Below are 23,320 nucleotides of genomic sequence, written 5' to 3'. Positions count from 1 at the left end.
TGCGCTCAATCATCAAGCACCGAGGTTGAAATGAAGCCGACCGATGCAGTTATCAGTGGCACGGGGCTCTTCACACCAGAAGAGTCCATCAGCAACGAGGAGCTAGTCACGGCTTTCAACGCCTGGGTTGATCTGTTCAACGATGAGCACAGTGAGGCAATCGCAAAAGGTGAGGTAGAAGCCCGAACGTATTCATCGACAGCGTTTATTGAAAAAGCGTCGGGTATTAAATCCCGCTTCGTGCTGAATAAATCAGGCATTATCGATCCCCACAGAATGGCACCTAAGGTGACTGAGCGTCCAAACAGCGAGCTGTCAGTCATGGCAGAGATCGGCGTCAAAGCGGCGCGACAGGCGCTTGAGGCTGCAGGCCTAGACGGTTCAGATTTAGACGCGGTCATTGTTGCCGCTTCCAATATGCAGCGCGCCTACCCCGCCATGGCCGTAGAGATACAGGCCGCATTAGGCGCAAAAGGCTTTGCTTTCGACATGAACGTCGCCTGCTCTTCGGCAACCTTTGGTATTCAGCAAGCGCGAGATTCTATTCGCGCGGGTTCGTCCCAGCGAATTCTTATGGTCAACCCCGAAATATGTACCGGACACCTTAATTTTCGAGACCGAGATGCACACTTCATTTTTGGCGATGTTGCGACTGCGGTAGTGATCGAGTCGAAGGCTGTAGTTCAGGCAAAGCCACACTTTGAAATTATCGATACGCGCTTGCAGACGATTTTCTCAAACAATATCAGAAACAATTTTGGCTTTATGAATCGTGCCGACGAGAGCGGTGTTGGTGCTGTTGATAAGCTCTTTGTTCAAGAGGGCCGCAAAGTTTTTAAAGAAGTCTGCCCCGCCGTTGCCCAGCAAATTACCGAGCAACTGGCTGATCTAGATCTACAGGCAGATCAGCTCAGTCGCCTCTGGCTACATCAAGCCAACCGAAATATGAATGACTTAATCGCCCGTCGGGTGCTTGGGCGTGACCCATCCGACAAAGAGTCGCCAACGATTCTCGATACCTACGCCAATACGTCATCTGCGGGCTCCATCATTGCATTTCACTTAAACCGAGACGACTTAACCCCAGGCGAACTCGGCGTTTTGTGCTCTTTTGGCGCAGGTTACTCCATAGGAAGCGTGGTATTACGTGCAACTTAAGGCGCACACCGCTCTTTAAGACACTGCACGAGCGCTGAGCACTCCTCGTGTGTGCCCACGGTAATCCGTAGAAAGTTGGCTATGGGTTTTTTATCCCAACGTCTTACCAATATGTTTTTTGCTCTGAGATACTCAAACAAGTCCCGCCCCTCATGTTGGGGGTGCTGCACGAAAATAAAGTTCGCCAAACTTGGGCAAACCTCAAAGCCTAAATCACGCAGGTCTTGCGTCAGTCTGTCGCGATTCTCGGTGACTAATGCACTGCTACGACTCAGCCACTGGGTATCTTCGATAGCCGCGGTCGCCACAGACTGTGCACAGGCGTCTAGAGGGTAGCTGTTAAAACTATCCTTCACCCGAATCAGCCCTTCAATCAATTCAGCGGAACCCAGGGCATAGCCCACCCGTAACCCGGCAAGAGCATGTGACTTTGAAAGGCTCCTGGTAACAATCAAGTTTTCCGCCTCAGTGAGTAAGGAAGACGCTGAATCGGCACCAAATCCGTAGTACGCCTCATCAACTACAACGAGTCGATCCGGGTTGCTGTCAACCAGACGTTTGATCTCCGCCAACGTTAGCGCCCTGCCTGTAGGCGCATTGGGGTTGGCCAACAGAATAGATTCGGGATGCTGTAGCAGACGATTCACATCAATGGTGAAATCAGCCAGCAAAGCTTCCGTTTTAAGTTCCAGCCCATAAAGCGCCGCCCAGACGGGATAAAAACTGTAGGTAATGTCAGGAGCTACTAAACTGTCGTTGCTCGAAAGTAGTCCCTGAAAAATGTGGGCTAAAACTTCATCTGAGCCGTTGCCGACAAACACCTGGCCTTCGGCTAAACCCTCAGCATTAGCGATCGCTCTTCGCAACGCAGTGCTCTCGGGATCCGGGTAACGTCGCAGGGCCTCAGAGCTAACATTACCAAGCGCCGCCATAGCCTCAGTCGAGGGTGGTAAACAGTGCTCGTTAGTATTTAACTTTATTAACCCAGGAACTTTTGGCTGTTCCCCGGGAGTGTAGGGCTTCAGGTTATTAACAACCGAACTCCAAAATTTGCTCATAATCCTTTGCCTGTATTACGGACTCGCCAAGGATACTTGAGGATCGCCGTTGCTGTCAGTGGTTGTCACTCAACAACACACAATCTGCGGCATTCGCACAAACATGCAAAAACCCGGGTTTACTGAAGCAGAGAACCAAATTGTCGGCACTTAAGAACATGTGTCACAGCGTATCGGCAGCATCAAAGGGAAAGGCCAAACTAAAACAACTGCCAACGCCCACTGTGGAATCAATTGTGAGGTCCGCCTGATGTGAGTTCGCCACGTGTTTGACGATCGCTAGACCGAGCCCCGTACCACCTCCGGCATTACTGCGACTCTTGTCCACTCTGTAAAATCGCTCCGTCAGTCGGGCTATGTGATGAGGTTCTATGCCAATGCCCGTATCGTTCACCGAAAACGTGGCATTGTTTTCACTCGACCACCAGCGCAACACAACATCACCATCACTGTACTTCAGGGCATTGATAACGAGATTGCTCAGTGCGCTGTGTAACTCTCTTTCGTCCCCGCGAATTGCCGCTTCGCTCTCCTGGTTTAGCCTGATGCGTCTCTCAGGGAACGCCGGCTGTAGTTCTGCCACGATTCCCACGATCAGCGTAGGCATATCAATCAGCTCGGTTTTGCGCAGGGTTTCTACCGCCTCAATACGCGATAACCACAATAAGTCCGTGACCAGATTTTCCATGCGCAACGCTTGTTGGCTCATCTGCTCCAGAGGTCGTTGGAACCGCGTTGCACTGAACTCTTCGAGTGATTGCAGCGTTTCGATGTAACCCTTAATGACCGTTAGCGGGGTGCGCAACTCATGGGATACATTTCCCACAAAATCGCGGCGCATCTGCTCCAAGCGAAAGGTCCGTGTCACGTCTCGAGCAAAGACTAAGCGATCACCCATGCCAAATCGGGCAATCTCAAACTGCAAGCAACGTCCCCTATCGCCCTCGGGCAGCACGCGAAGAGGGTCTGAGTAATCGTCCGTCTCAAAATACTCACGAAAATCGATGGAATTGATTAAATTCAGCAGGGGTTGCCCTTGGTCTGAAGGGAAATTAATCCCTAAAAGAAAATCAGCTGAGTCGTTAGCCCAAGCCACATTTGCATGTGGGTCAACAATAACGGCCGCATCTCGCATTGCTGCGAGTGAGTCTTGGAGGTAATCCAAGGTTGATTCCAGCCGCAACTGCGCCTCACGATTACGACGCTGAATGGCATAAATGTTATCTAGAAAAAGGCCCCACACGCCGCCAGCCTTCGGCGGCTCAACCGTCGGATCCAACATCCACCTTTGGACTCGTAACAGTTGATAAGACCAAAGCGAAAGAATGGCCCCCATTCCAAACGCAAGCCCCCAGGCAGGTTTATCCAAGAGCAATCCGGCACCTGCTCCCAGCAACAGAATCGCGACGACCGAATGAACCTCCCTGCGAAAGGTTTTTGCTGGAGCCATAGACGCTAAAACCCCTGCTCAGAGAAGCGGTATCCCGTTCCACGTACCGTCTGAACGAGCTGACTATAGTTGCCCTCAGCGGCGTCTAAAGCGGCTCTGAGCCTCCGAATATGCACGTCTACGGTTCGTTCCTCGACGTATATGTTGGCGCCCCAAACTCGGTCTAACAGTTGACTCCGAGTATAGGCACGCTCTGGATGAGACATAAAAAACAGCAGCAGGTTAAATTCGGTGGGGCCAAGTTGCAGCGGCTCCTCGCTGATAAACGCACGGCGACTATCGACATCTATTGTGAGGTTTCTGACGACTAGGAGGTTTCGATCATCCGAACTTTTTGCTCGTCGCAGCAAGGCTTTAATCCTCGCCAACAACTCTCTCAGCGCAAAGGGCTTAGTGATATAGTCGTCGGCACCAACATCAAGACCTTGAATAACATTGTGTTCAGCCGCTTTTGCCGTGAGCATGATGACAGGTAAGTCCTGAGTCATTTCTGCGCGCTTAATCCGCCGTAAAAGCTCAATCCCACTCCCACCCGGCAGCATCCAATCCAACAAGATAATGTCAGGGCGATCGTCAATTATTTGATGATAGGCGGAGTCGATTGTCTCTGCCTCTAGGCATTCATAACCAGCTGCTTCAAGCGCCATCCGCAACATATCTCGAATAGCCAATTCGTCATCAACAATCAAAACTTTATGGATGGTCATTGTGGGTATCCATGCTCTTTCCAGAGAAGCATTACACGGCAACAATGTGACGGTAATGTTACAGCCAACAATTATCCAGCTTGGTGAAACCTAGAAAAAGTCCCACCATTTGTCATCTTCAAGGCTTTTCACGCAGCCCTTAAGCTGCGTATTGTAGGTGTTGGCTCGGCCATCCACCTTTCTAGCAACATCAACCAACCACTGTTTGTCACGATAAGTCTTGCGCTTAAAGCCGCCATGACCCTCATGGTAGGCCAGATAGAGCCGAAAGGTATCGTCTTTAGCGATACCGTTCTGGCGGTAACTCATGTCGTTGTACCAACCGATAAAGTCAATCGCATCCCCAAAGTCGTCCCGATCCGCACCGTAGCTACCAGAGCTTCGCTGGTACCACTCCCAAGTCGCATCCTTGGCCTGGGAGTAACCATAGGCGTCAGAGGGTCTAGGCCCAGGAATAATGCCCCAAATCTTTTTGCGGGGCGGCTTGGCCGTGGCAACGAACCGCGACTCCTGGTGCATGATGGCCATCATCACAGAAATGGGAGTATCCCATCGCGCTCGAGATTTTTTGGCGTCCTTGTACCAGCCGGACTTCTCCCGGAAAATTTCGCAGACGTTACTGACATCACTGGGGGGAGATGTCGCGCAGGCAGATATGAAAAGTGGCATCCATAACAGAAAAGAAAATCTCAGCAAACTACGCTTCGTCATTTTTCCAACCTTCAACTCGAGCAATGAATTCGAGCTCGTCGATCACGGTGATGTTCAGTGACTGTGCTTTCTTCAGTTTCGAGCCCGCTCCTGGACCTGCAACGACACAGTTTGTCTTGCCACTGACGCTGCTTGATACCTTAGCTCCAAGAGCTCGAAGACTTGCCTCTGCTTGATCACGACCCATCTCCTCCAACTTACCGGTAACCACCCAAATCTGCCCTGATAGTGGTAGATCACCGGCCTTCACCTCGGGGGCAGGCCAATTCACTCCCTGAGCCAAGAACCGGTTTATCATTTCTTGCTTCGTGGCGTCTGCAAAGAACCGTCTCAGGTGCCCGGCGACGATGGGCCCGACATCTTCGACCTCCTGCAGCTGCTCAACGGTAGCCGCGTACAAAGGATCTAGGGCACCAAAATATTCCGCCAGCTGGCGGGCGGTGGTCTCTCCCACCTCGCGGATCCCCAGAGAATAGATAAAGCGCGCCAGCGTTGTTTCTTTGCTGGCTTCGATGGCGGCTTGCAAATTTCGAGCAGACTTTTCGCCCATCCGCTCCAATTCAGCGAGACTCTCCTGAGTTAAGGTGTACAGGTCAGCGGCTGTTTCTATCAGCTCCAAATCGACTAACTGATCGATAATTTTCTCTCCACACCCGTCGATATCCATAGCCCGACGCGAAACAAAGTGCTCAATCGCTGCCCGACGTTGAGCCGGACAAGAAGAGCCCGCGTCGCAGCGCCATGCAGCCTCTCCTGATTCACGCACCAGAGCGCTTTGACAAGCTGGACAGCTTTCAGGGAAAACAACGCTGTGGGCGTTCTCGGACCGGCGTTCGGCCACGACGGCGGCGACTTGAGGGATAACATCCCCCGCTCTGCGCACGATTACGGTATCTCCAACCTTGAGGCCAAGCCGCGCGATTTCGTCAGCATTGTGCAGCGTCGCATTTGAGACCGTAACGCCCCCAACGAAGACTGGCTCTAACCTAGCGACCGGGGTAACCGCTCCAGTTCTACCAACTTGAAATTCAACATCCAGAACAACCGTCATTTCTTCCTGAGCGGGAAATTTTCGAGCGATAGCCCAACGCGGTGCCCGAGATACAAAGCCCAGACGTTCTTGCTCGGCAAAGTCATCGACCTTAAAGACAATGCCATCGATGTCGAAACCTAGACTTTCTCGCAACTGCGAAAGCTCCGTGTAATAGCGCTCACAAGCGTCGATACTCTCTACTGAGCGGCTGTGGGAGGATATCGGTATTCCCCATGCACTGAGTTGAAGCATTGCTTCAGAGTGGCTGAGAAGCGTCCTGCTCACACCTTCGGTATACCCTACGGCATAGGCACAGAAGGCTAACGGGCGGCGCCGGGTGATACTTGAGTCCAGTTGACGCAAACTGCCCGCAGCGGCATTGCGGGGATTGACGAAAGGCTTATCTCCCTCGCGACGCGCCTTGGCGTTAAAGGCCTCAAATCCAGCTCTGGGCATAAAGATCTCGCCTCGAACCTCGAGGTAACGAGGAATACCCTCCCCCGACAAACGCAACGGCACCGAGTCTATAGTGCGCACGTTTTGAGTGATATTTTCTCCAGTACGGCCGTCGCCACGGGTCGCTGCCAACACCATGTCGCCCTCCTGCCACACGATGCTTACGGCTATGCCGTCTAGTTTCGGCTCACAAGCGTAACGAACTTGGGCACCATCCAAACGCGCACTAATGCGCCTATCGAAGTCCACAAGATCATCCGCATCAAAAGCGTTGTCTAGTGAGAGCATGGGCAACCGATGAACAACCTGATCGAAAGCCGCAAGGGGAGCTGCACCCACGCGCTGGGTGGGGGAATCGGCCGTGATTAGCTGGGGGAATTCGTTTTCGAGTTCACGCAGTGCCAGCAACGTTCTATCGAATTCACTGTCACTGACAGTGGGCGCATCATTGCGGTAATACTCGTCACTCCACTGTTGCAAGAGGCTCCGCAACCTTTGCGCTTCATCATCAGGCACAACATCGGACATGTCTTGTCAGCGCCGATTTTGCAAAGCAACGCGGCGCTCTAATTCGCGGATTTGCTGACGCATGTGCTCAATGCTTTGCCGGGTCACCCCGCTGCGAGTTTCATCTAATAAATAGCCATCCAAATTCTTCGCCACGGCCTTAGCGGTCTCGTGCATGTAATCAAAAGCCTTTAACATATCCTCAGGTCCGGGCAATGTGATAAAGAACATCAAGCCACGAGTGTAGAGCGAACCCATCTCATCGATATTGAAAACCCCGGGCTTAAGCATGTTGCACACGCTAAATTGGATCGGGCCCCGTCCAGCCCGATGCTCATGCCGGTGGAAAAAATCCATATCACCAAAACGCAAATCGCAGGCAAGAAGCACGCCTAGAATGTCTGAACCGGCAAACCCTGACTCCGATCGCGACATGACGTTAAGAACAAAAACATGGGGATCAAGGTCACGGGGCAACCGGGCTTCAGGCTCCGGCTCGGCCTCAGGCACGTCTAGCCCCTCCAACCAATCCATCGTCTCTACCGCAGAGTCCTCATCTTGTGGCCCGCTCTTAGCCGCCTGCGCCACGGTATTTTCTGGTGAGGCCTCGGGGACAGGGTCTTGTGCTAACTCAGCTTGCTGAGCTGGTGCGAAACTCACAGGCTCATGATCGTCATCAGTGGCTGAAAATGATGGAAGCTCTGGCTCGGATTCTAGCTTTGGCTTGGGTTCTGGGTCGGACTCAATTGCTGGCTCTTGATGCGTGGATAATACCTCGGAGGACTCCGTTGCCGCCTGCGCGGACACCGCACTGGTACTAGCGTCACTCGACGGCATTGGATTTGTCACAACAGACTCCGCAGCAGCACCCTCAGTCACTGAGGAGGGCTGAAGATCACTACGACTGACAATACGAGCCCCGCCGTTAGGTAGCTCAGTCAACAGATCAAAGGAATCGTCGTCAACCTCTTCAAGGTCGCGCCGAGAGATTTTTGCATTAAGACGCACCTCGTCGCGACGATCTTTGAACACCCGTCTCAGTGCGTCGATCAACACCACCATAATCAGGCAGACGCCTATGATGATCATCCAGTCCCGAATCATATGATCCATCGCCTTTCCCCCTCTCCGGCGTTAACTGGCTGCGAGCTGTGCCGCTTCCTCAATATCCACAGTAACCAGACGTGACACTCCGGGCTCGTGCATCGTGACGCCCATCAAATGATTCGCCGCTTCCATGGTGATTTTATTGTGCGTGATAAAGATAAACTGAACCCGCTCTGACATTTCTTTCACCATACGGGCGTAGCGTCCGACGTTGGCATCATCCAGCGGCGCATCAACCTCATCCAGCATGCAAAACGGCGCCGGATTAAGCTGGAATATTGAAAACACCAAAGCGATAGCTGTCATTGCCTTCTCACCACCCGACAGAAGGTGAATCGTGCTGTTTTTCTTGCCGGGAGGCCTGGCCATGATCGCAACCCCGGTATCCAGCAGATCGTCACCTGTCATCTCAAGGTTAGCGGTTCCACCACCAAAGACCCTCGGAAACAACTCAGCAAACCCTGAATTGATCTGCTCGAATGTCTCTTTAAAGCGACTGCGGGTCTCTTTATCAATTTTACGAATAGCGCCCTCAAGCGTCTGCAGCGCTTCCTGAAGGTCAGCATCTTGAGCATCGAGATAAGTTTTACGCTCTGAGGCCTTAGCGTACTCATCGATAGCCGCTAAATTAATAGGACCCAAACGCGCTATACGAGCCGCCACACGCTCTACTTTCACTTGCCATTCGGGCTCGGAGGCATCCTCCGGGAGACGTTCCACCACCTCTTGAGGGCTCACTTCAAGCTCTCTAAGTAACCCTTCAAGATTCTCAATCCTGACGTTTCTTTCAGCCTGACGTAAGCGACCGGACTCCAGTTCAGAATAGAGCGCCTGTAGCCTGTGCTCCGCAGCAAGCTTAAGTTTTTCCTGCTCTCTCAACGCATGATCGTTATCAGACACCCGTTGTCTAGCGGCGGTTAACGCTGTCTCCGCGTCGACACGTTGAGCCAATAAAGTCTCCAGTTCAGACTGAAGTTCAGCATCAGGGTTATCGCCGACGGGCAGTTGCTCTGCGAGATCGCTTACCCTGCCCTGCAACTGCTCCACTTGTTGTTCGAGGCGCGCAATGGAACTCGCAACCGTCTCAACCTGACTGTCGAGGCTTTGCACGCGGACATCCGTGCGGTGCGCGTTATCACGGGCTTCGCGAGCGCCTTCGCGAGCCGTTTGTAGCTGGCTGTTCAGTTTATCCCGCTCTTGGCCTAAGGCGGAGCGCTGCTCACCGTCGAGGGCCATTTGGTCGATCGCCGTTTGCAATTCTGATCTTGCCGCAGCAAGTGAGGTTTGCTCCGTCTCAAACTGAGATCCTGAGTCGGCTAAATCTGCCTGAAGCTGCTGAGTTCGCTGGCGCGTTTGTTCGACGGCAGCAACTCTCGCACCACGCTCAGTAACCTTGGCCGCTTGATCTTGCACCGTGGTTTTAAGTGTTGCTTCCCCGGCTCTGCGCTGGTCTTCGTTGCCGCGTCTTGATTCCTGAAGCTCAGCGAGGGTTTGATTAATCGTTTGTAGCGATGCCTCGAGCTCAGCCAGCTCTGTAGCTACTGCGTCGAGGGACGCTTTGCGCAGTATTATTCCCTGACCAGCATCGCTCTTTGACGGTTTAGAGGCCCACCCGTACCCCAACCAGTCGCCCTCGGGGGTGATAACCGACGCGGTATCTGCCAGCGTCGTCAAAAGTCTCTGAGCATCTACCAGATCTGCAGCGATATGTACGCCTGACAGCACCGCGAGCACGGACGCAGGCCCTACGACCTTCTCAGCCAGCGTTCCAGGCGCGCCCGTGCCCACTTCGCCGGCCGCCAAAATACTGGCACCCGCAGGCGCGGAACCAAAAGCTGCTTGAACTTGAGTAAAAGACTGGGTACACACACCCGTTAGCCGTGCTGCCAAAACACATTCTACGGCCATCGACCACTGGTCTTGAACCTGCAAGGCCTCGTACACATTGCCACTGCTATCGAGCCCCATATCCGCGAGCCATTGTTGTGTCGCTGAGACATCGCCTTCGGCCAGCGCTGCTTCTTGCAGTGCCTGAAGTGATGCTTCTTGACCCTTTAGCTGCTGCACCCGGGCGCGCACCTGATCTTGCTCATCCCGCAAGCGCTCAATGTTTTCGCGCTGTTGGGTCACTTCGGCATCAAGCTGGAGTAACGCGGCCTCTTGAGCCTTAACCGCCTCCTCGCCATCACGAATTTGCGCTTCCAACTCGGGCAGGTCTTTGTCGACATCTTCCTCGGCCAGCGCTTCAAGCTCCTTGCGCAATTTTCCTCCGCGCTCATGAATTCGCTGAAGCACTTGCTCTAGGTAGACGATGCGACTTTGTTGCACCTCAGAGGCCTGCTTAGGACCAGCAGCACTTTGGTTAAATTCGTCCCAGCGGCTTTGCCATTGCGTCATAGCCTCTTCGGCTGCGGCAGATAATCCCGCAGCAGTGTCAGCGGCTCCTCGCTGCTCAACGAGCAAGGGACGCAAGGATTCGAGCTCGGCTCGCCAAGCACCCAGACGCTCGGTATCCGCATTTAGGTGCCCTTTTGACTCCTGCAATCCCTCGCGGGTCTGCAACAAATCAGATTCAATAGTGGCACGCCGCTCCTGCTCGTATTTCAAAGCCTGCTCGACCCGGGTGACCTCCCCGCCAACTGAATAGTAATCGGCCTGAACACTGTTAAAGGCATCGGTAGCTTCAGCTAGAGAAACTCTCGTACCTTCAATATCTGCGCCCACCCGCTCGAACGCAGCGCGCTCGGCCTCTTGTTTGATATCAAGATCCGCAAGGGCTTGCTGGCTCTCCTTGCTGCTTTGCTGAAACTCACGCCACTGCAGTCCAAGAAGCTGAGATTTAAGCTCGCGTTCTTCGGCACGAAATTCAGCATACTTTTCTGCGGCTTGAGACTGGCGCAGTAAATGTTGAAGGTTGCGTTCTAACTCTTCACGTAGATCGGCAAGGCGATCCAGGTTTTCAAGTGTTCGCCGCATCCGGCTCTCAGTTTCACGGCGGCGCTCTTTATACTTCGAGATTCCGGCCGCTTCTTCAATAAATATCCTGAGTTCTTCTGGCTTGGACTCAATTAAACGAGAAATCATGCCCTGTTCAATGATGGCATAACTTCTAGGCCCCAAGCCGGTGCCCAGAAACAGGTCTGTGATATCTCGGCGACGGCATTTAGCGCCATTTAACCAGTATTCCGATGTGCCCTCGCGACCGACAACTCGACGCACCGATATTTCCGAATAAGCTGCGTACTCTCCCACCAACTTGCCAGAGGTATTGTCAAAGATCAGCTCAATAGACGCCTGCCCAACGGGCTGACGGTGGGTCGTTCCGTTGAAAATTACATCCGTCATGGCCTCGCCACGGAGGTTCTTGGCAGAGCTCTCCCCCAAGACCCATCGCACTGCGTCGATAATATTGGATTTGCCGCAGCCGTTTGGTCCCACGACAGAGCACATGTTGCTTGGAAAGTTGACCGTAGTAGGGTCAACGAAGGATTTGAAGCCAGCCAGCTTTATGGATTTGAGACGCATTTACCTACCTATTGAAAAACGACAGAACGTAACCCTGCCGACACAACATGTAGTGTATACCCTGCCGGCTCCTAACACTATATCTAGCCTTAGGACCAGTTCACGATTTCGTCACTGTGGCTCGACAGCCTCGAGAATCAGCTGGATCGCCGCGTCTGTGCTTGGCTCTACATTAGCCGCGGTCGCCAGCCAGCTGGCATTAGCCCGCCCCGGCTGACCCGTAGCAGACAGCTGCACCTCAATATCGACCCGGTTTAGTGCTGATATCTTCTGTCCGGCCATTGAGGAGGCATCGTCTAGACGTACCGACAGCGGCAGTTCACTGGCGCTGCGTCGAACGGCTGCCGTTGGCATACGCTGTGTTGCACCGCTGGGACGCGCAACAATGAAGACTGTCCCACGAGGGGTGCTACCGTCAGGCATTGCAACATTGACGATGACACCTATGCCCGGGGTTAGCTCGGCTCCAGCTTTCGGCATAGCCATAGATGCTGCGAGTTCATTAGACAGCCCTCCCCGCGTCTTTGCTTCGGCAATAATCGTTGTCAACATTTGGAAACCCGGAGTCCCGGGCGCCTCAAACGCTAGCAACCGCTCCCAGTACTGAAGCGCCTGGCTGTAATTACCGGCCTCAAAAGCCGCCATCCCTAGAGTACCCAGAGCACTGCGCTGCTCAGGATTTATCGCTAGGGCGGCCTCAGCCCTGCGCCTGGCCTGATCAGTTAGCAACCGCTCCCCTTTCAAATATTCGGCCTGAGCGGCACGCGCAAGTAGCTCGGCACTCTCGGGAAACTGCTGCAGTAATTGCTCGTAGATCTCCAACGCCTGCACATGCTCGTTTTGCGCTGTGTAGTATTCTCCAAGCAGCGACAAGTACTCCATGTTGCCGGGTTTAGCGTCCGATCGCAGCTCAATGTCAGCCAGCAGGGTTTGCACTTCCGCCGGGGAAGCGTCCTGCATATTTTCTAAAGCTGCAGTAATGCGCACATCTTCAATCGCACCAAGGTCCCAATAGAGCAGCACGGGAACAATGACGACCACCATAACCAATAGCAGTGCACCTGCTATCCCTCCCGCAAATTTCCCCGTGCTCTCAGTCGCCACTTCGCTGACAGGGTCCGGTGTTTCGTCCAAAATACGCAGCTCTGCATCACGGCTAAGGGTTTGTTGTTCTGCTAGCCCGCTGTCTTGTAGTTCACTTTGCCGCAGCGTAAGCCAGTCTAAATTGGACTCCCCCTGCCAACGACGGCTGTGCCATCGAGGTATCAGAAGAAGCCCAAGGGCGACCAGCGTAAGGGCCGCCGCAGCAACGTAGAAAGTCGTCACGCTTGCCGCTCCCGCTCGCCACTGAGTTTTGTCATTTGAGCGCGAAGCGCCTCCCGCTCTTCCTCCGTGGGCTCCGCAGGAGCTGTGGCCCTATGTCTCCCTCGAAGATGCATAGCTAAGGCTGCCAAAGTCACCAATGTCAGGAGCAATGGGCCATACCAAAGCAACGCCGTGTTGCTGTCTAAACCGGGACGGTAACGCACAAATTCTCCGTAGCGAGCCACCATAAAACTCAATATCTCATCGTCGCTGGCGCCCGACTCCAGCTGCTCATGCAATAAAAACCTTAGGTCTTTTGCGATAGGGGCATTCGAGTCTGCGATGGTTTGATTTTGGCATTTTGGGCACCGCAGCTCATCGCTGAGGCTGTGGTAGCGACGCTCTAAAGTCACATCTGAAAACTCATAGGTCTCGATAACCGCTTGAGCCGCTATTGCTACGGCGCAGAGGCTGCAAGCCAGCAACCAGCGAACCACCAAGTCATAGAACCTCACTGCAAGACACTCGTAATTTTTGGCTGCGGAAACCACGCGGACAATACGCTCTGCCATACCTGCTCATCGACAACACCAACATGCCGATATTGAACGACGCCCTCAGCGTCCACTACGTAGGTTTCAGGTGCGCCGTATACGCCCATGTCCAGCCCCAACATACCCTCGGTGTCAGACAGCGTTAATGCATAGGGATCGCCTAGGTCCTCAAGCCAACCGATTGCCTTGTCACTGTCGTCTTTGTAATTGAGCCCAATTATTCTGACCCCCTGAGCCGCCAATTCCAGCAAGAAAGGGTGCTCCACTCGGCACGAGTAACACCAAGTCGCCCAAATATTTACCAGCATGGGCTCACCGACAATGCGCTGACGAGAAAGCACCTCCGAAGAGTGTAATTCCTCCAGCTCAAAGTCCGGCAAAGGCTTCCCCACCAACGCAGATGGCAGCGAAGTCGGGTCTAGGGACAACCCCTTGAACAGCAGCAGGCTCAAAAGAATAAAGGCCGCGAGTGGCAGAAATAATCTAAGCCTTGGCATGAGCGGGGCTTGCTAACGACGACTGATTTTTGGCCGTATCCCTGTGCCGATCGCGCAGGCGGTAGCGGCGATCAAAGGCCGTGGTGATGGCACCAAAACCAATCATCAAAGCTCCAAACCATATCCATCGAATCATAGGCTTATACTGCAGTCGTATAGCCCAAGCGTCTTCTCCAACGGGCTCGCCCATAGCAATAAACAAGTCCCTGAAGACTCCAGGGTCGATAGCTGCCTCTGTCATAACCTGACCGCTCGCGCGATACCGACGTTTTTGAGGCGACAGTTCCGCCACTAACTCATTCCCGTTAAACACTCGAAAATTCGCCTGATCGGCATCGTAATTAGGGCCCGCCACTCTGACGACATTCACGAACTCAAAGCGATAGCCCGCCACCTCTTCGATATCACCCGGCAGCATGCGCAAATCTTTCTCTACATTGTGTTGACTCACCACCGTCACGCCAATGATCATGGCGGCAAAACCAGCATGGGCCATCAGCATGCCCAAGTAGCTCGGCGTAAGCCGGCGCCATTTGCTTGCCAAACCTGAAGCCGAGCGTGTCCGCTCCAAAAAGTCCCGCAGCAGTCCGACTAGCAGCCAACCCGAGAACAAAATAGCCAAAGCCACCCACAGATTGAAGCCCAGAGACACTGCAGGCAGTACAAGTGCGCAGACGGCCACAACAGCGGCAGGAACGAGCAGCTCTTGGCGCCATCGCGAGGGCGTGTCCTGTTTCCACCGGCTCACCGGGCCTATTCCCATAAAAGGCACCAACAGTGCCATTAGTGGCACGAAGACCGCGTTGAAATAGGGAGGGCCTACCGAATACTTTCCCTGACCTAACGCGTCCATCACCAACGGGAAAAGGGTTCCAAGGAGGACGGTGGTTGCTGAGATCACGAAGATGAAATTGTTCGCCAATAGCAAAGCTTCTCTCGAGAACGCTCCATACTGAACTCGACTGGCAACCGTGGGTGCCCGCACTGCGTACAAGACCAATGAGCCGCCAATAACCAGCCCGAGAAAGATCAGTATAAATAACCCTCTATCGGGATCTGCAGCAAAAGCATGAACTGAAGTCAGTACACCGGAGCGAACCAAAAACGTCCCTAGTAACGACAATGAAAAAGCAGCTATCGCCAAAAGCACTGTCCAAGACCTAAACAGCCCCCGCTTCTCTGTCACCGCCAGGGAATGCACGAGTGCAGTGCCCACCAACCAAGGCATAAAAGAAGCATTTTCAACAGGGTCCCAAAACCACCAGCCCCCCCAGCCCAATTCATAGTAGGCCCACCAACTCCCCAACATGATGCCCAAAGAGAGGAAACCCCAGGCCACATTTGTCCAGGGGCGGGACCAACGCGCCCACGCTGCATCTAGACGCCCGCCCATTAATGCCGCGATAGCAAAGGCGAAGGGCACAGAAAATCCTACGTAGCCCATATACAGTAAGGGGGGGTGAATGATTAGCCCCGGATCCTGGAGCAATGGGTTAAGGTCACGGCCCTCGGCGGGAATACCGGGTAACAGCCGCTCGAAAGGATTTGAAGTTAGCAATGAAAACGCGATGAACCCAACCGCGACTAACCCCATGACTCCCAACACTCGCGCCAGCACCACGAGGGGCAAGCCGCGACTAAACTGAGCGACTGCCACCATCCAGCCGGACAGAATCAATACCCAGAGTAAGAGCGACCCTTCATGGTTGCCCCACACCGCAGAGAACTTGTAGATGTCAGGCATAAAACTGTTGGAATTTGACGCAACGACTTTGACCGAAAAGTCATCTTGCAAGAACGTGGTGGTCAATATCCCAAAAGCAATTAACAAAAAAACAAAAACGCCTACCGCAAGGGGCGGCGCCAATAGCATGCTGTCAGAGTGACCACGCCACGCCCCGATCAGAGGAACAATCCCCTGCAGGCATGCGAGCACGAACGCAATGATCAGCGCAAAATGTCCCAGCTCTGCAAGCATTAACCACCCTCCTGCAAATTATAAGCGCTGGCGTTGGGCTTTTTGCCCTCTAGCGCGGCAGCCACTTCCGGTGGCATGTAGTTTTCATCGTGTTTCGCTAAGACTTCCGTCGCCATAAACCGACCGTCCGTGGTCAGCATGCCTGAGGCCACCACGCCCTCACCTTCGGCAAACAGGTCCGGCAAAATTCCGGTGTAGCTGACCTCTACCACCCCGTCGTAGTCTGTGACCGAAAACACGGTGGTTAGATCGGTTTCTGAGCGCTGAATACTGCCTTCAACGACCATACCGCCAACTCTAATCGCACGATCGGTGGGGGCGTTACCCGCGGTCACCTCGGCGGGCGGGTAGAAAAGATTGATGTTGCCGCGCAGTGCATAGCTGACCAATCCAATGGCAGTACTGGAAAATATCACGATACCAAGAGCAACAATCAGCCGCTGCTTACGTTTCGGGTGCATGGTTTTCTCCCGAGGCAGTTGAGACGGCGGCTCGGCGCTGCTCGTCATAGCGAATATCCCGGGTCAGTTGCCGACCACGAAGCCAGGGGGATACCACCAAAAACAGAATGATCAGAGCAGTGATGCTGTATGCCGCCCAAACGTAGGGTCCGTGCCCCTCCATGTGCCAAACGGCTGACCAGGTTTCAAAGTACATCAGGACAACTCCGATCTCAGCCAAGACGTTTGGCGATGCGTGGTCAGCAGCTCTGTGCGCATCCGCAATAGCACGCATAACGCAAATAGCCCATAAAAAGCCACAATCATCAATAGCAAGGGATAGAGCATTGATGCGTCGATCGCACTCTCTCCGGTAAACTTTATCGACGCCGGCTGGTGCAAGCTGTACCACCAATCTACCGACTTATAAATGATGGGGATATTGACGGTACCAACAAGAGACAAAACCGCGCAGGCTTTGGCGGCAGCAGCTTTATTATCGAAGGCCTCTGACAGCGCCATCACCCCCAGATACAGAAACAACAAAATCAGCATAGAAGTAATACGGGCATCCCACACCCACCACGCTCCCCATGTGGGTTTGCCCCAGATAGATCCCGTCACCAATGCCACAAACGTCAGGGCTGCGCCGACGGGTGCTAACGCTCGCATCGCCGTGTCCGCCATTTTGATTTTCCAGACGATGCTCATTAAGCCGGCGGTTGCCATCACGTAGTACCCCGCAAGAGCAACGACCGCCGCTGGAACGTGAATGAAGATGATGCGATAGCTATTCCCCTGGCGATAATCGGGTGGCGCTACAAGCAAACCCCAAACGCAGCCGACAACGAGCGCCACGAGCACGATAGGTAATAGCCATGCGATAGCGCCGTTAGCGAAACGATAGAACCAGGGGGGCGATCCCATTTTGTGCACAATTGACCACATGCTGTGATTATATCCCGTTCCAGCTCAAAAACCTTGTCCTCAAGCTTCTAATGAAATCCGCAAGCCCGCTGCGATTGCGAATGGCGCCAAAACACACCCACCTGCTGCCAGAGCACCCAGCAGCGCCAGCCATGATGACGGATCGTAGCCCAGGGCGGCCTCGCGTACAGCAGCCGTGCCGAAAATCAGAACAGGCACAGTAAGAGGAATCGACAGCAACGACAAAAGCACCCCGCCACGCCGCAGTGCAACGGTGAGTGAGGCCGCCACGGCGCCAATAAGAGACAAGCATAGAGTGCCCAGCGCTAAGCTTGTCATCAGCACGGGAATAGCTCGAGAGGGCATATTGAGTAAAACGGCAAAAGCCGGTGATGCCAGAGCGAGCAAAACGCCACTGAGTAGCCAGTGACAAAGAACTTCAACCATCGCGGAGATTGCAAGAGGATGTGGCGAGAGCACGAGCTGCTCGAGGGTGCCGTCTTCAAAATCAGCCTGAAACAGGCGGCCACTGACAACCAGGCTTGAGAGCAGTGCCACGACCCATAGTATTCCCGGTGCCAAGGCCGCTAGCACTGTTGGGTCTGGCCCCAAACCAATGGGAAAGAGCGTAATGACCATTAAAAAGAAAATTAAGGGGCCAACAATATCGCTGGGGCGCCGCAGCGCGACCTGCAGGTGGCGCCGCCCCTGATAACGCAGGAATGCGCCCGCCTCAGGCAGCATACTTATCGAGGTCCAGAACTTTCAGCTCAGGCAAATGCGTAGGCTGGTGGCTCGTAAACACAACTCCGCCACCGGTGGCACAGTGGTGTTGTATCTGTGCTTCGAGTATCGCCGTTCCGTCCACATCAATGGCTGTAAATGGTTCGTCAAGCAACCACAGTAGCGCCTCCGATAACCACAATCGCGCCAAACCGACTCGACGCTGCTGCCCCGCTGACAACTGGCAGATAACCGTATCTTCATAACCCTCAAGCCCTACCCGAGCCAATGCGGCATCGATCTTTTGCCCATCGCAGGTGACGCGGCCACTGCCATGCCATCGCAAATTCTCGCGACAACTGAGTAACGGCTTCAGCCCCGGAAGATGCCCTTGGTACAGCACGCTATCTGTGCCGCCTCGGTAGCCCTGCACACCCAGACGCGTCAACCCTGCCATAGCCCTCATGAGACTGGTTTTGCCGCTACCGTTACTACCCAGCATTTGCCAGCAGTCCCCCGGACGCACGGTGAGGGACACACCCGTGAGTAACCGCCGCACACCTCGCTCTAGGTCGATGGACTCAAGTCTTAGTAGGTCATCCGCCATCTAAAAGAGATTTCTCATAGCTGCACCACCTTCAACTCAGGGAGGTGAATTTCTTTATCAACTTCGATAGATAGGTCTTTGAAGTTAAACAGGTTTTGATCGGCCAGTTGCGACGGAGAAACGCTGCTTAGTGCTTTAAAAATGGTTTCAATGCGGCCAGGATATTGTCTCTCCCAGCCCTGCAACATCTGCTTAATTTCCTGTCGCTGCAAATTGGTCTGAGACCCGCACAAGTTGCAGGGGATAATCGGAAACGCCTTGGCTACAGCGTATTTTGCAATGTCCGCCTCCTTGCAATAGGCCATGGGCCGAATCACTACATTTTTGCGATCGTCGCTTAACAACTTTGGCGGCATCGCTTTTAGCTTTCCCGCAAAAAAAAGATTCAAAAAAAGTGTCTCAACGATATCGTCGCGGTGATGCCCCAGAGCGATTTTACTGGCCCCTATCTGCTCGGCAAACCCGTAGAGCGTACCCCTGCGCAACCTCGAGCAAAGTCCGCAGGTCGTTTTACCCTCAGGAATGACTGACTTCACCACACTGTAGGTGTCTCGCTCTAAAATATAGTAGGGAACGCCTAGATCCTCCAGATAGTTGGGCAGTACCTCCTCGGGAAAATCAGGCTGCTTTTGATCTAAATTGACCGCAATCAGTTCGAACTCCACCGGGGCACGGTCTCTGAGGCTCAGCAAGATATCGAGCATCGCATAGGAGTCTTTGCCCCCAGACAGGCACACCATAATGCGGTCCCCCTCTTCGATCATCGCAAAATCAGCAATAGCTTTCCCAACATTGCGCCGCAAACGCTTATGCAGCTTGTTCAAGGCATAATCCTGCTTGCGCGTGTCTTTTGAGGAATGACCGCGGCCTAAGCTTGCGTCTTGGATGAAATTGTCTCTGGCAGGTCCTGACATGGCCGTACACCGGTCGAAAGAAGCGTCGATCATATAGAAAGGCAGCTTTTGGGTCCAAATACACACATAAAATTTGTTTAGGTCCTGTTACGACTTGAGTTTTTGTTGTCAGCACCGGAAAATCGCGCCCGCAGCAGGCGTTGTCAGCGGAAAACCCCTTGACCCTGCGCAGCAATCCGCTTCCCACTGAGGATCATGATTATGAAAGCTCCCGTTCGCGTAACGGTTACTGGCGCCGCAGGCCAAATTGGTTACGCCCTTCTATTTCGTATCGCCTCTGGCGCCATGTTGGGCGATGACCAACCCGTAATTCTACAGTTACTAGACATCACTCCAGCCATGACCGCGCTGGAGGGCGTGCGCATGGAATTGGACGACTGCGCTTTTCCTTTATTAGCGGGTGTTGTATGCACTGACGATCCCAACGTGGGCTTCAAAGATACCGATTACGCCTTGCTTGTGGGGGCTAGGCCCCGAGGACCAGGCATGGAGCGAAAAGACTTGCTCGAAGCCAACGCCGCCATCTTTTCAGTACAGGGCAAAGCGCTCAATGATCACGCTTCGCGGAACGCCAAAGTCCTCGTAGTCGGCAACCCCGCCAACACCAATGCTTTGATTACACAACGCAATGCACCCGACCTAGACCCACGCAACTTTACCGCCATGACTCGCCTCGATCACAATCGAGCTGCGACGCAGATTGCGCAAAAAACCGGAACCACCGTTAATGACATCACCTGCATGACGATCTGGGGAAATCACTCCGCAACACAGTACCCCGACCTGTTCAACGCCAAGGTGAGAGATGAGAAAGCGATCGACCTTATTGATCAGGCTTGGTACGAAGACAACTTTATACCGACAGTACAACAACGAGGTGCTGCCATCATTGAAGCGCGGGGAGCATCCTCTGCGGCCTCGGCGGCCAATGCGGCCATCGACCATATGCGCAGTTGGGCTCTTGGCACTGACGGTGACGACTGGGTCTCCATGGGCGTTTACTCAGACGGCTCTTATGGCATACCCCAAGGACTTATCTACTCATTTCCCTGCCGCTGTGCCGATGGCGATTGGTCCATCGTGCAGGGCGTTGATGTCGGTGAGTTCAGTCGGTCAAAGATGGATGCCACGGCTAAAGAACTCTCAGATGAGCGAGATGCCGTCGCGCATCTTTTAGGATAATTCCTCCTAGAGCTCGCGCAAGACAACAAGCGGTGGCGCTGCCACCGCTTTGCGACAGCTCAAAACTCCTAGCCCACCAATGAGACTCACACCAGCAAAAATACTCCAGGGCCACAGCCAAGGGCTCGCCTGATATGTGAGGTCTAGGGCTTGGGTCTGCAGTGCCCAAGCCGCCATTTCAGCGCCCAATACAGCGAGTAACCCTGCAAATGCACCGAGGGTCGCAAACTCTATGAGCAGTGCGCCCAGCAACAGACTCTTTTTAGCTCCCAACGCTCTTAGCAGCGCACTTTCGCGCAGGCGAATATCGACACTGGCCTGAACACCCGCGATTAACACCATGCCACCCGCCAGTAAAATCACCGCCAGTACCAACTCGATGGCTTGGCCCACCCGATCTATGATGGTGCGAATTTCCGCAATGACAATATCAAGCTCAATGATGGTTACCGTAGGAAAAGCGGTTATGAGTTCATTTAGCAGCGCCTTTTGCTCCGCAGGCAGATAGAAGCTGGTGAGAAAGGTATTGGGGAAACGCTCCAGAGTGTTCTTGGGGAAAATGACGAAAAAATTGGGCTTCATACTTTGCCAATCAGATTCTCGCAAACTAGAGACCCTAGCCTGGAAGCTCTCCGATGCAATACGCAGTTCTAGGACATCACCGACAGTGGCACCCACACGCTGAGCAAACTCCCTCTCCAGCGACACCTGCGCCTCATTGGTATCGGCATCCCACCATTCGCCGGCGATAATTTCATTGGCCTCGGGCAACGTGTCGGCGTAAGTGAAATTGGCCTCTCGCTGACGTCGTTGCGACTGGGCGCTGTCGGCCGCTGCCAACTTCTCACCGTTAACGGCCATAACCCGGCCTCGAGTCATCGGGAATTGAGGCTGTGACTTGATCCCGCGCTCGGCGAGAAAATGGGTCAACGACCCACGCTCGTCGGCCGTGATATTCAGCATAAAATGATTGGGGCTCCCCGGGGGCAACTGGGCCTGCCATTGGTCAATGAGTGCACCCCTGACGATGACGAGTACCAACATCAACATAATCGCAATCGCAAAAATCACCATTTGCAAGGCATTGGCGGTTCCTCGACGCTGCAGATTTGCTAGAGCGAGGCGCCATACGCTACCCGCTGCGCTCCCCAGCACCCGTCCGCCTCGCAAAAGAATCTGAGCGGCAAAATAGCCTGCCCCGACGGTTAGGGACAAACCCGATACTACGCTGCCGGTGACTCTTAGGTCCCCCGAGTACCACCACATCAAGCCAAAAATTGAAATCGCGCCCAAAGCATAGTCCATCCAGCGTTGGGCACCACTAGCATCGACATCCCGGCGTAGAACTCGCAACGGGGGTATCTGAGCAAGTCGCTCCAGTGGTGGCCATGCAAAAAACCCGAGGCAAACCAGCGCAGTAGCTCCACCAATTAAATACGGTTCATAACCCACAGCGCCCGGCTGAACGCGCAGTTGCTCGGCAAAAAGCTGGAAGAACAGTGCTTGCAGCGCCCACCCCAGCGCGCAGCCCAATACCGTGGCAATGCCGCCCAACATAAGCAAACTGCCGCCGTAGAGCCTGGCGATTCGTCCACGACTGGCACCCAGGCTTTTCATAATCGCCACATGATCCGTGTGCCGCTCAGAAAATCTTCGGGCTGCCAAGGCTATTGCTGCGGCTGCTAACACCACGCCTAGACTGCCCGCGAGCAATAAAAACCCTTGGGCCCTGTCCAGTGTTCGACTAATGCTGGGCTGACTGTCCTCGACCCCGAGCAAACGTTGACCCTGATTCAACTGCGGCGTTACCCATTGGGTAAAGGCGTCTAGTGCGCTCCCCTCGCCTGCCAGTAACACCCGCCAAGTCACCCGGCTACCGGGCTGGATGACTCCGGTGGCAGGAATGTCAGCCAGGTTCATAAGCAATCTTGGACCATAACCAAAAGCCGCACTGGCCGTGTCGGGCTGCCCACGAACAGCACCGGAAATAACCAGCGCTTTATCTCCAACCCAAACTCGATCCCCAGGCTGGACCTCTAGAAGGGCAAAAAGTCGAGGCGCCAGATAGGCCTCCCCGGGGTTGGGAATACCGGCATCGGTTCGCACCTCACCGTAGGGCGTAGCACTGGACAGAAGCTCCCCTCTCAGTGGATAACCCGAACTGACCGCCATGATTGAAGCGAGATATAAATTGTCACTTTCAGTGACCGCCATAGAGGGAAAGCTCAGGGTCTGAGCCACCGTCAGCCCTTCAAGCTCTGCCTGAGAGGTCCATTCTTCGGAAATGGCCTGACCACTTGTTACCACGCGGTCAGCCGCTAGAAAACGCAAACTTTCGCTAACCAACGCCGACTGGAGACTGCTCACAAATGCACTGATGCCTACCACCACAGAAACCGCCAGCAGAAGTGCTGCAAGTAGCACCCCCAATTCACCCCCACGCCAGTCTCTCAACAAGAGAACTGCCGGATTCATGCCACG

20 protein-coding genes are annotated in these 23,320 nt (G+C 54.0%); 2 read left to right on the top strand and 18 right to left on the bottom strand.

All coding sequences use genetic code 11. From position 1 onward, the window contains the following. Positions 1–30: 30 nt before the first annotated feature. Positions 31–1,158, top strand: coding sequence for a beta-ketoacyl-ACP synthase III (locus ACMAY6_RS07390; RefSeq protein ID WP_435215780.1), 1,128 nt, complete (start codon positions 31–33; stop codon positions 1,156–1,158). Here ACMAY6_RS07390 and hisC read toward each other — a convergent pair. The 17 genes from hisC to ttcA all read right to left on the bottom strand — a co-directional run bounded on the left by hisC (position 1,155) and on the right by ttcA (position 19,657). Next, entirely contained in the window at positions 1,155–2,216 is a 1,062-nt protein-coding gene (hisC, locus tag ACMAY6_RS07385) for a histidinol-phosphate transaminase (RefSeq protein ID WP_435215778.1), read from the bottom strand. The two genes, ACMAY6_RS07390 and hisC, sit on opposite strands and share 4 nt — an antisense overlap. A gap of 163 nt (positions 2,217–2,379) precedes the next feature. Beyond that, positions 2,380–3,666 carry a phosphate regulon sensor histidine kinase PhoR gene (gene phoR / locus ACMAY6_RS07380; RefSeq protein ID WP_435215776.1) on the bottom strand — a complete coding sequence of 429 codons (1,287 nt, stop codon included), beginning with the start codon at positions 3,664–3,666 and terminating at the stop codon, positions 2,380–2,382. Positions 3,667–3,671: 5 nt separating this feature from the next. After that, complete coding sequence (gene phoB, locus ACMAY6_RS07375) at positions 3,672–4,373, bottom strand: phosphate regulon transcriptional regulator PhoB (RefSeq protein WP_435215774.1); 702 nt, start codon at positions 4,371–4,373, stop codon at positions 3,672–3,674. A gap of 90 nt (positions 4,374–4,463) precedes the next feature. After that, positions 4,464–5,084, bottom strand: a complete 621-nt coding sequence (locus ACMAY6_RS07370) for a transglycosylase SLT domain-containing protein (RefSeq protein WP_435215772.1) — start codon at positions 5,082–5,084, stop codon at positions 4,464–4,466. Further along, complete coding sequence (gene ligA / locus ACMAY6_RS07365; RefSeq protein WP_435215770.1) at positions 5,071–7,101, bottom strand: NAD-dependent DNA ligase LigA; 2,031 nt, start codon at positions 7,099–7,101, stop codon at positions 5,071–5,073. The genes ACMAY6_RS07370 and ligA overlap by 14 nt, the downstream gene beginning before the upstream one ends. 6 nt (positions 7,102–7,107) lie before the next feature. Continuing rightward, positions 7,108–8,193: a cell division protein ZipA gene (gene zipA, locus ACMAY6_RS07360; protein WP_435215769.1), complete on the bottom strand. Its 1,086-nt coding sequence runs from the start codon at positions 8,191–8,193 to the stop codon at positions 7,108–7,110. A 21-nt stretch (positions 8,194–8,214) separates the two neighbouring features. Next, positions 8,215–11,712, bottom strand: coding sequence for a chromosome segregation protein SMC (gene smc / locus ACMAY6_RS07355; protein ID WP_435215767.1), 3,498 nt, complete (start codon positions 11,710–11,712; stop codon positions 8,215–8,217). 111 nt (positions 11,713–11,823) lie between these two features. After that, on the bottom strand, positions 11,824–13,038 hold the full coding sequence (gene ccmI, locus ACMAY6_RS07350) for a c-type cytochrome biogenesis protein CcmI (RefSeq protein ID WP_435215765.1): 1,215 nt from the start codon (positions 13,036–13,038) through the stop codon (positions 11,824–11,826). After that, the gene (locus ACMAY6_RS07345) at positions 13,035–13,589 is read right to left on the bottom strand and encodes a cytochrome c-type biogenesis protein (protein WP_435215763.1); all 555 of its coding nucleotides are present in this window, start codon (positions 13,587–13,589) and stop codon (positions 13,035–13,037) included. The genes ccmI and ACMAY6_RS07345 overlap by 4 nt, the downstream gene beginning before the upstream one ends. Continuing rightward, positions 13,529–14,068, bottom strand: coding sequence for a DsbE family thiol:disulfide interchange protein (locus ACMAY6_RS07340; protein WP_435215761.1), 540 nt, complete (start codon positions 14,066–14,068; stop codon positions 13,529–13,531). Before ACMAY6_RS07340 ends, ACMAY6_RS07345 begins: the two co-directional genes overlap by 61 nt. Further along, entirely contained in the window at positions 14,055–16,046 is a 1,992-nt protein-coding gene (locus tag ACMAY6_RS07335) for a heme lyase CcmF/NrfE family subunit (protein WP_435215760.1), read from the bottom strand. Before ACMAY6_RS07335 ends, ACMAY6_RS07340 begins: the two co-directional genes overlap by 14 nt. Continuing rightward, positions 16,046–16,507, bottom strand: coding sequence for a cytochrome c maturation protein CcmE (gene ccmE, locus ACMAY6_RS07330; protein ID WP_435215759.1), 462 nt, complete (start codon positions 16,505–16,507; stop codon positions 16,046–16,048). Before ccmE ends, ACMAY6_RS07335 begins: the two co-directional genes overlap by 1 nt. Then, the gene (gene ccmD / locus ACMAY6_RS07325; RefSeq protein WP_435215758.1) at positions 16,491–16,703 is read right to left on the bottom strand and encodes a heme exporter protein CcmD; all 213 of its coding nucleotides are present in this window, start codon (positions 16,701–16,703) and stop codon (positions 16,491–16,493) included. Before ccmD ends, ccmE begins: the two co-directional genes overlap by 17 nt. Next, a complete protein-coding gene (locus tag ACMAY6_RS07320) occupies positions 16,703–17,434 on the bottom strand; it encodes a heme ABC transporter permease (protein WP_435215756.1) in 732 nt (243 codons plus the stop codon). The genes ccmD and ACMAY6_RS07320 overlap by 1 nt, the downstream gene beginning before the upstream one ends. 39 nt (positions 17,435–17,473) lie before the next feature. Continuing rightward, positions 17,474–18,157, bottom strand: coding sequence for a heme exporter protein CcmB (gene ccmB, locus ACMAY6_RS07315; protein ID WP_435215754.1), 684 nt, complete (start codon positions 18,155–18,157; stop codon positions 17,474–17,476). Continuing rightward, positions 18,147–18,743, bottom strand: a complete 597-nt coding sequence (gene ccmA / locus ACMAY6_RS07310; protein WP_435215752.1) for a heme ABC exporter ATP-binding protein CcmA — start codon at positions 18,741–18,743, stop codon at positions 18,147–18,149. Before ccmA ends, ccmB begins: the two co-directional genes overlap by 11 nt. Before the next feature lie 14 nt (positions 18,744–18,757). Continuing rightward, positions 18,758–19,657, bottom strand: a complete 900-nt coding sequence (gene ttcA / locus ACMAY6_RS07305; RefSeq protein WP_435215750.1) for a tRNA 2-thiocytidine(32) synthetase TtcA — start codon at positions 19,655–19,657, stop codon at positions 18,758–18,760. 201 nt (positions 19,658–19,858) lie between these two features. On the opposite strand from ttcA, the gene ACMAY6_RS07300 reads away from it, so the two are divergent. Continuing rightward, positions 19,859–20,839: a malate dehydrogenase gene (locus ACMAY6_RS07300; RefSeq protein ID WP_435215749.1), complete on the top strand. Its 981-nt coding sequence runs from the start codon at positions 19,859–19,861 to the stop codon at positions 20,837–20,839. Between the two features lie 6 nt (positions 20,840–20,845). On the opposite strand, the gene ACMAY6_RS07295 is transcribed toward ACMAY6_RS07300, so the two are convergent. Next, the gene (locus ACMAY6_RS07295) at positions 20,846–23,314 is read right to left on the bottom strand and encodes an ABC transporter permease (protein WP_435215747.1); all 2,469 of its coding nucleotides are present in this window, start codon (positions 23,312–23,314) and stop codon (positions 20,846–20,848) included. Positions 23,315–23,320: the final 6 nt, after the last annotated feature.

The organism is Luminiphilus sp. nBUS_16 (assembly GCF_051201645.1).
Classification (GTDB): domain Bacteria; phylum Pseudomonadota; class Gammaproteobacteria; order Pseudomonadales; family Halieaceae; genus Luminiphilus.
This window is presented reverse-complemented; position numbering and strand designations above follow the sequence as displayed.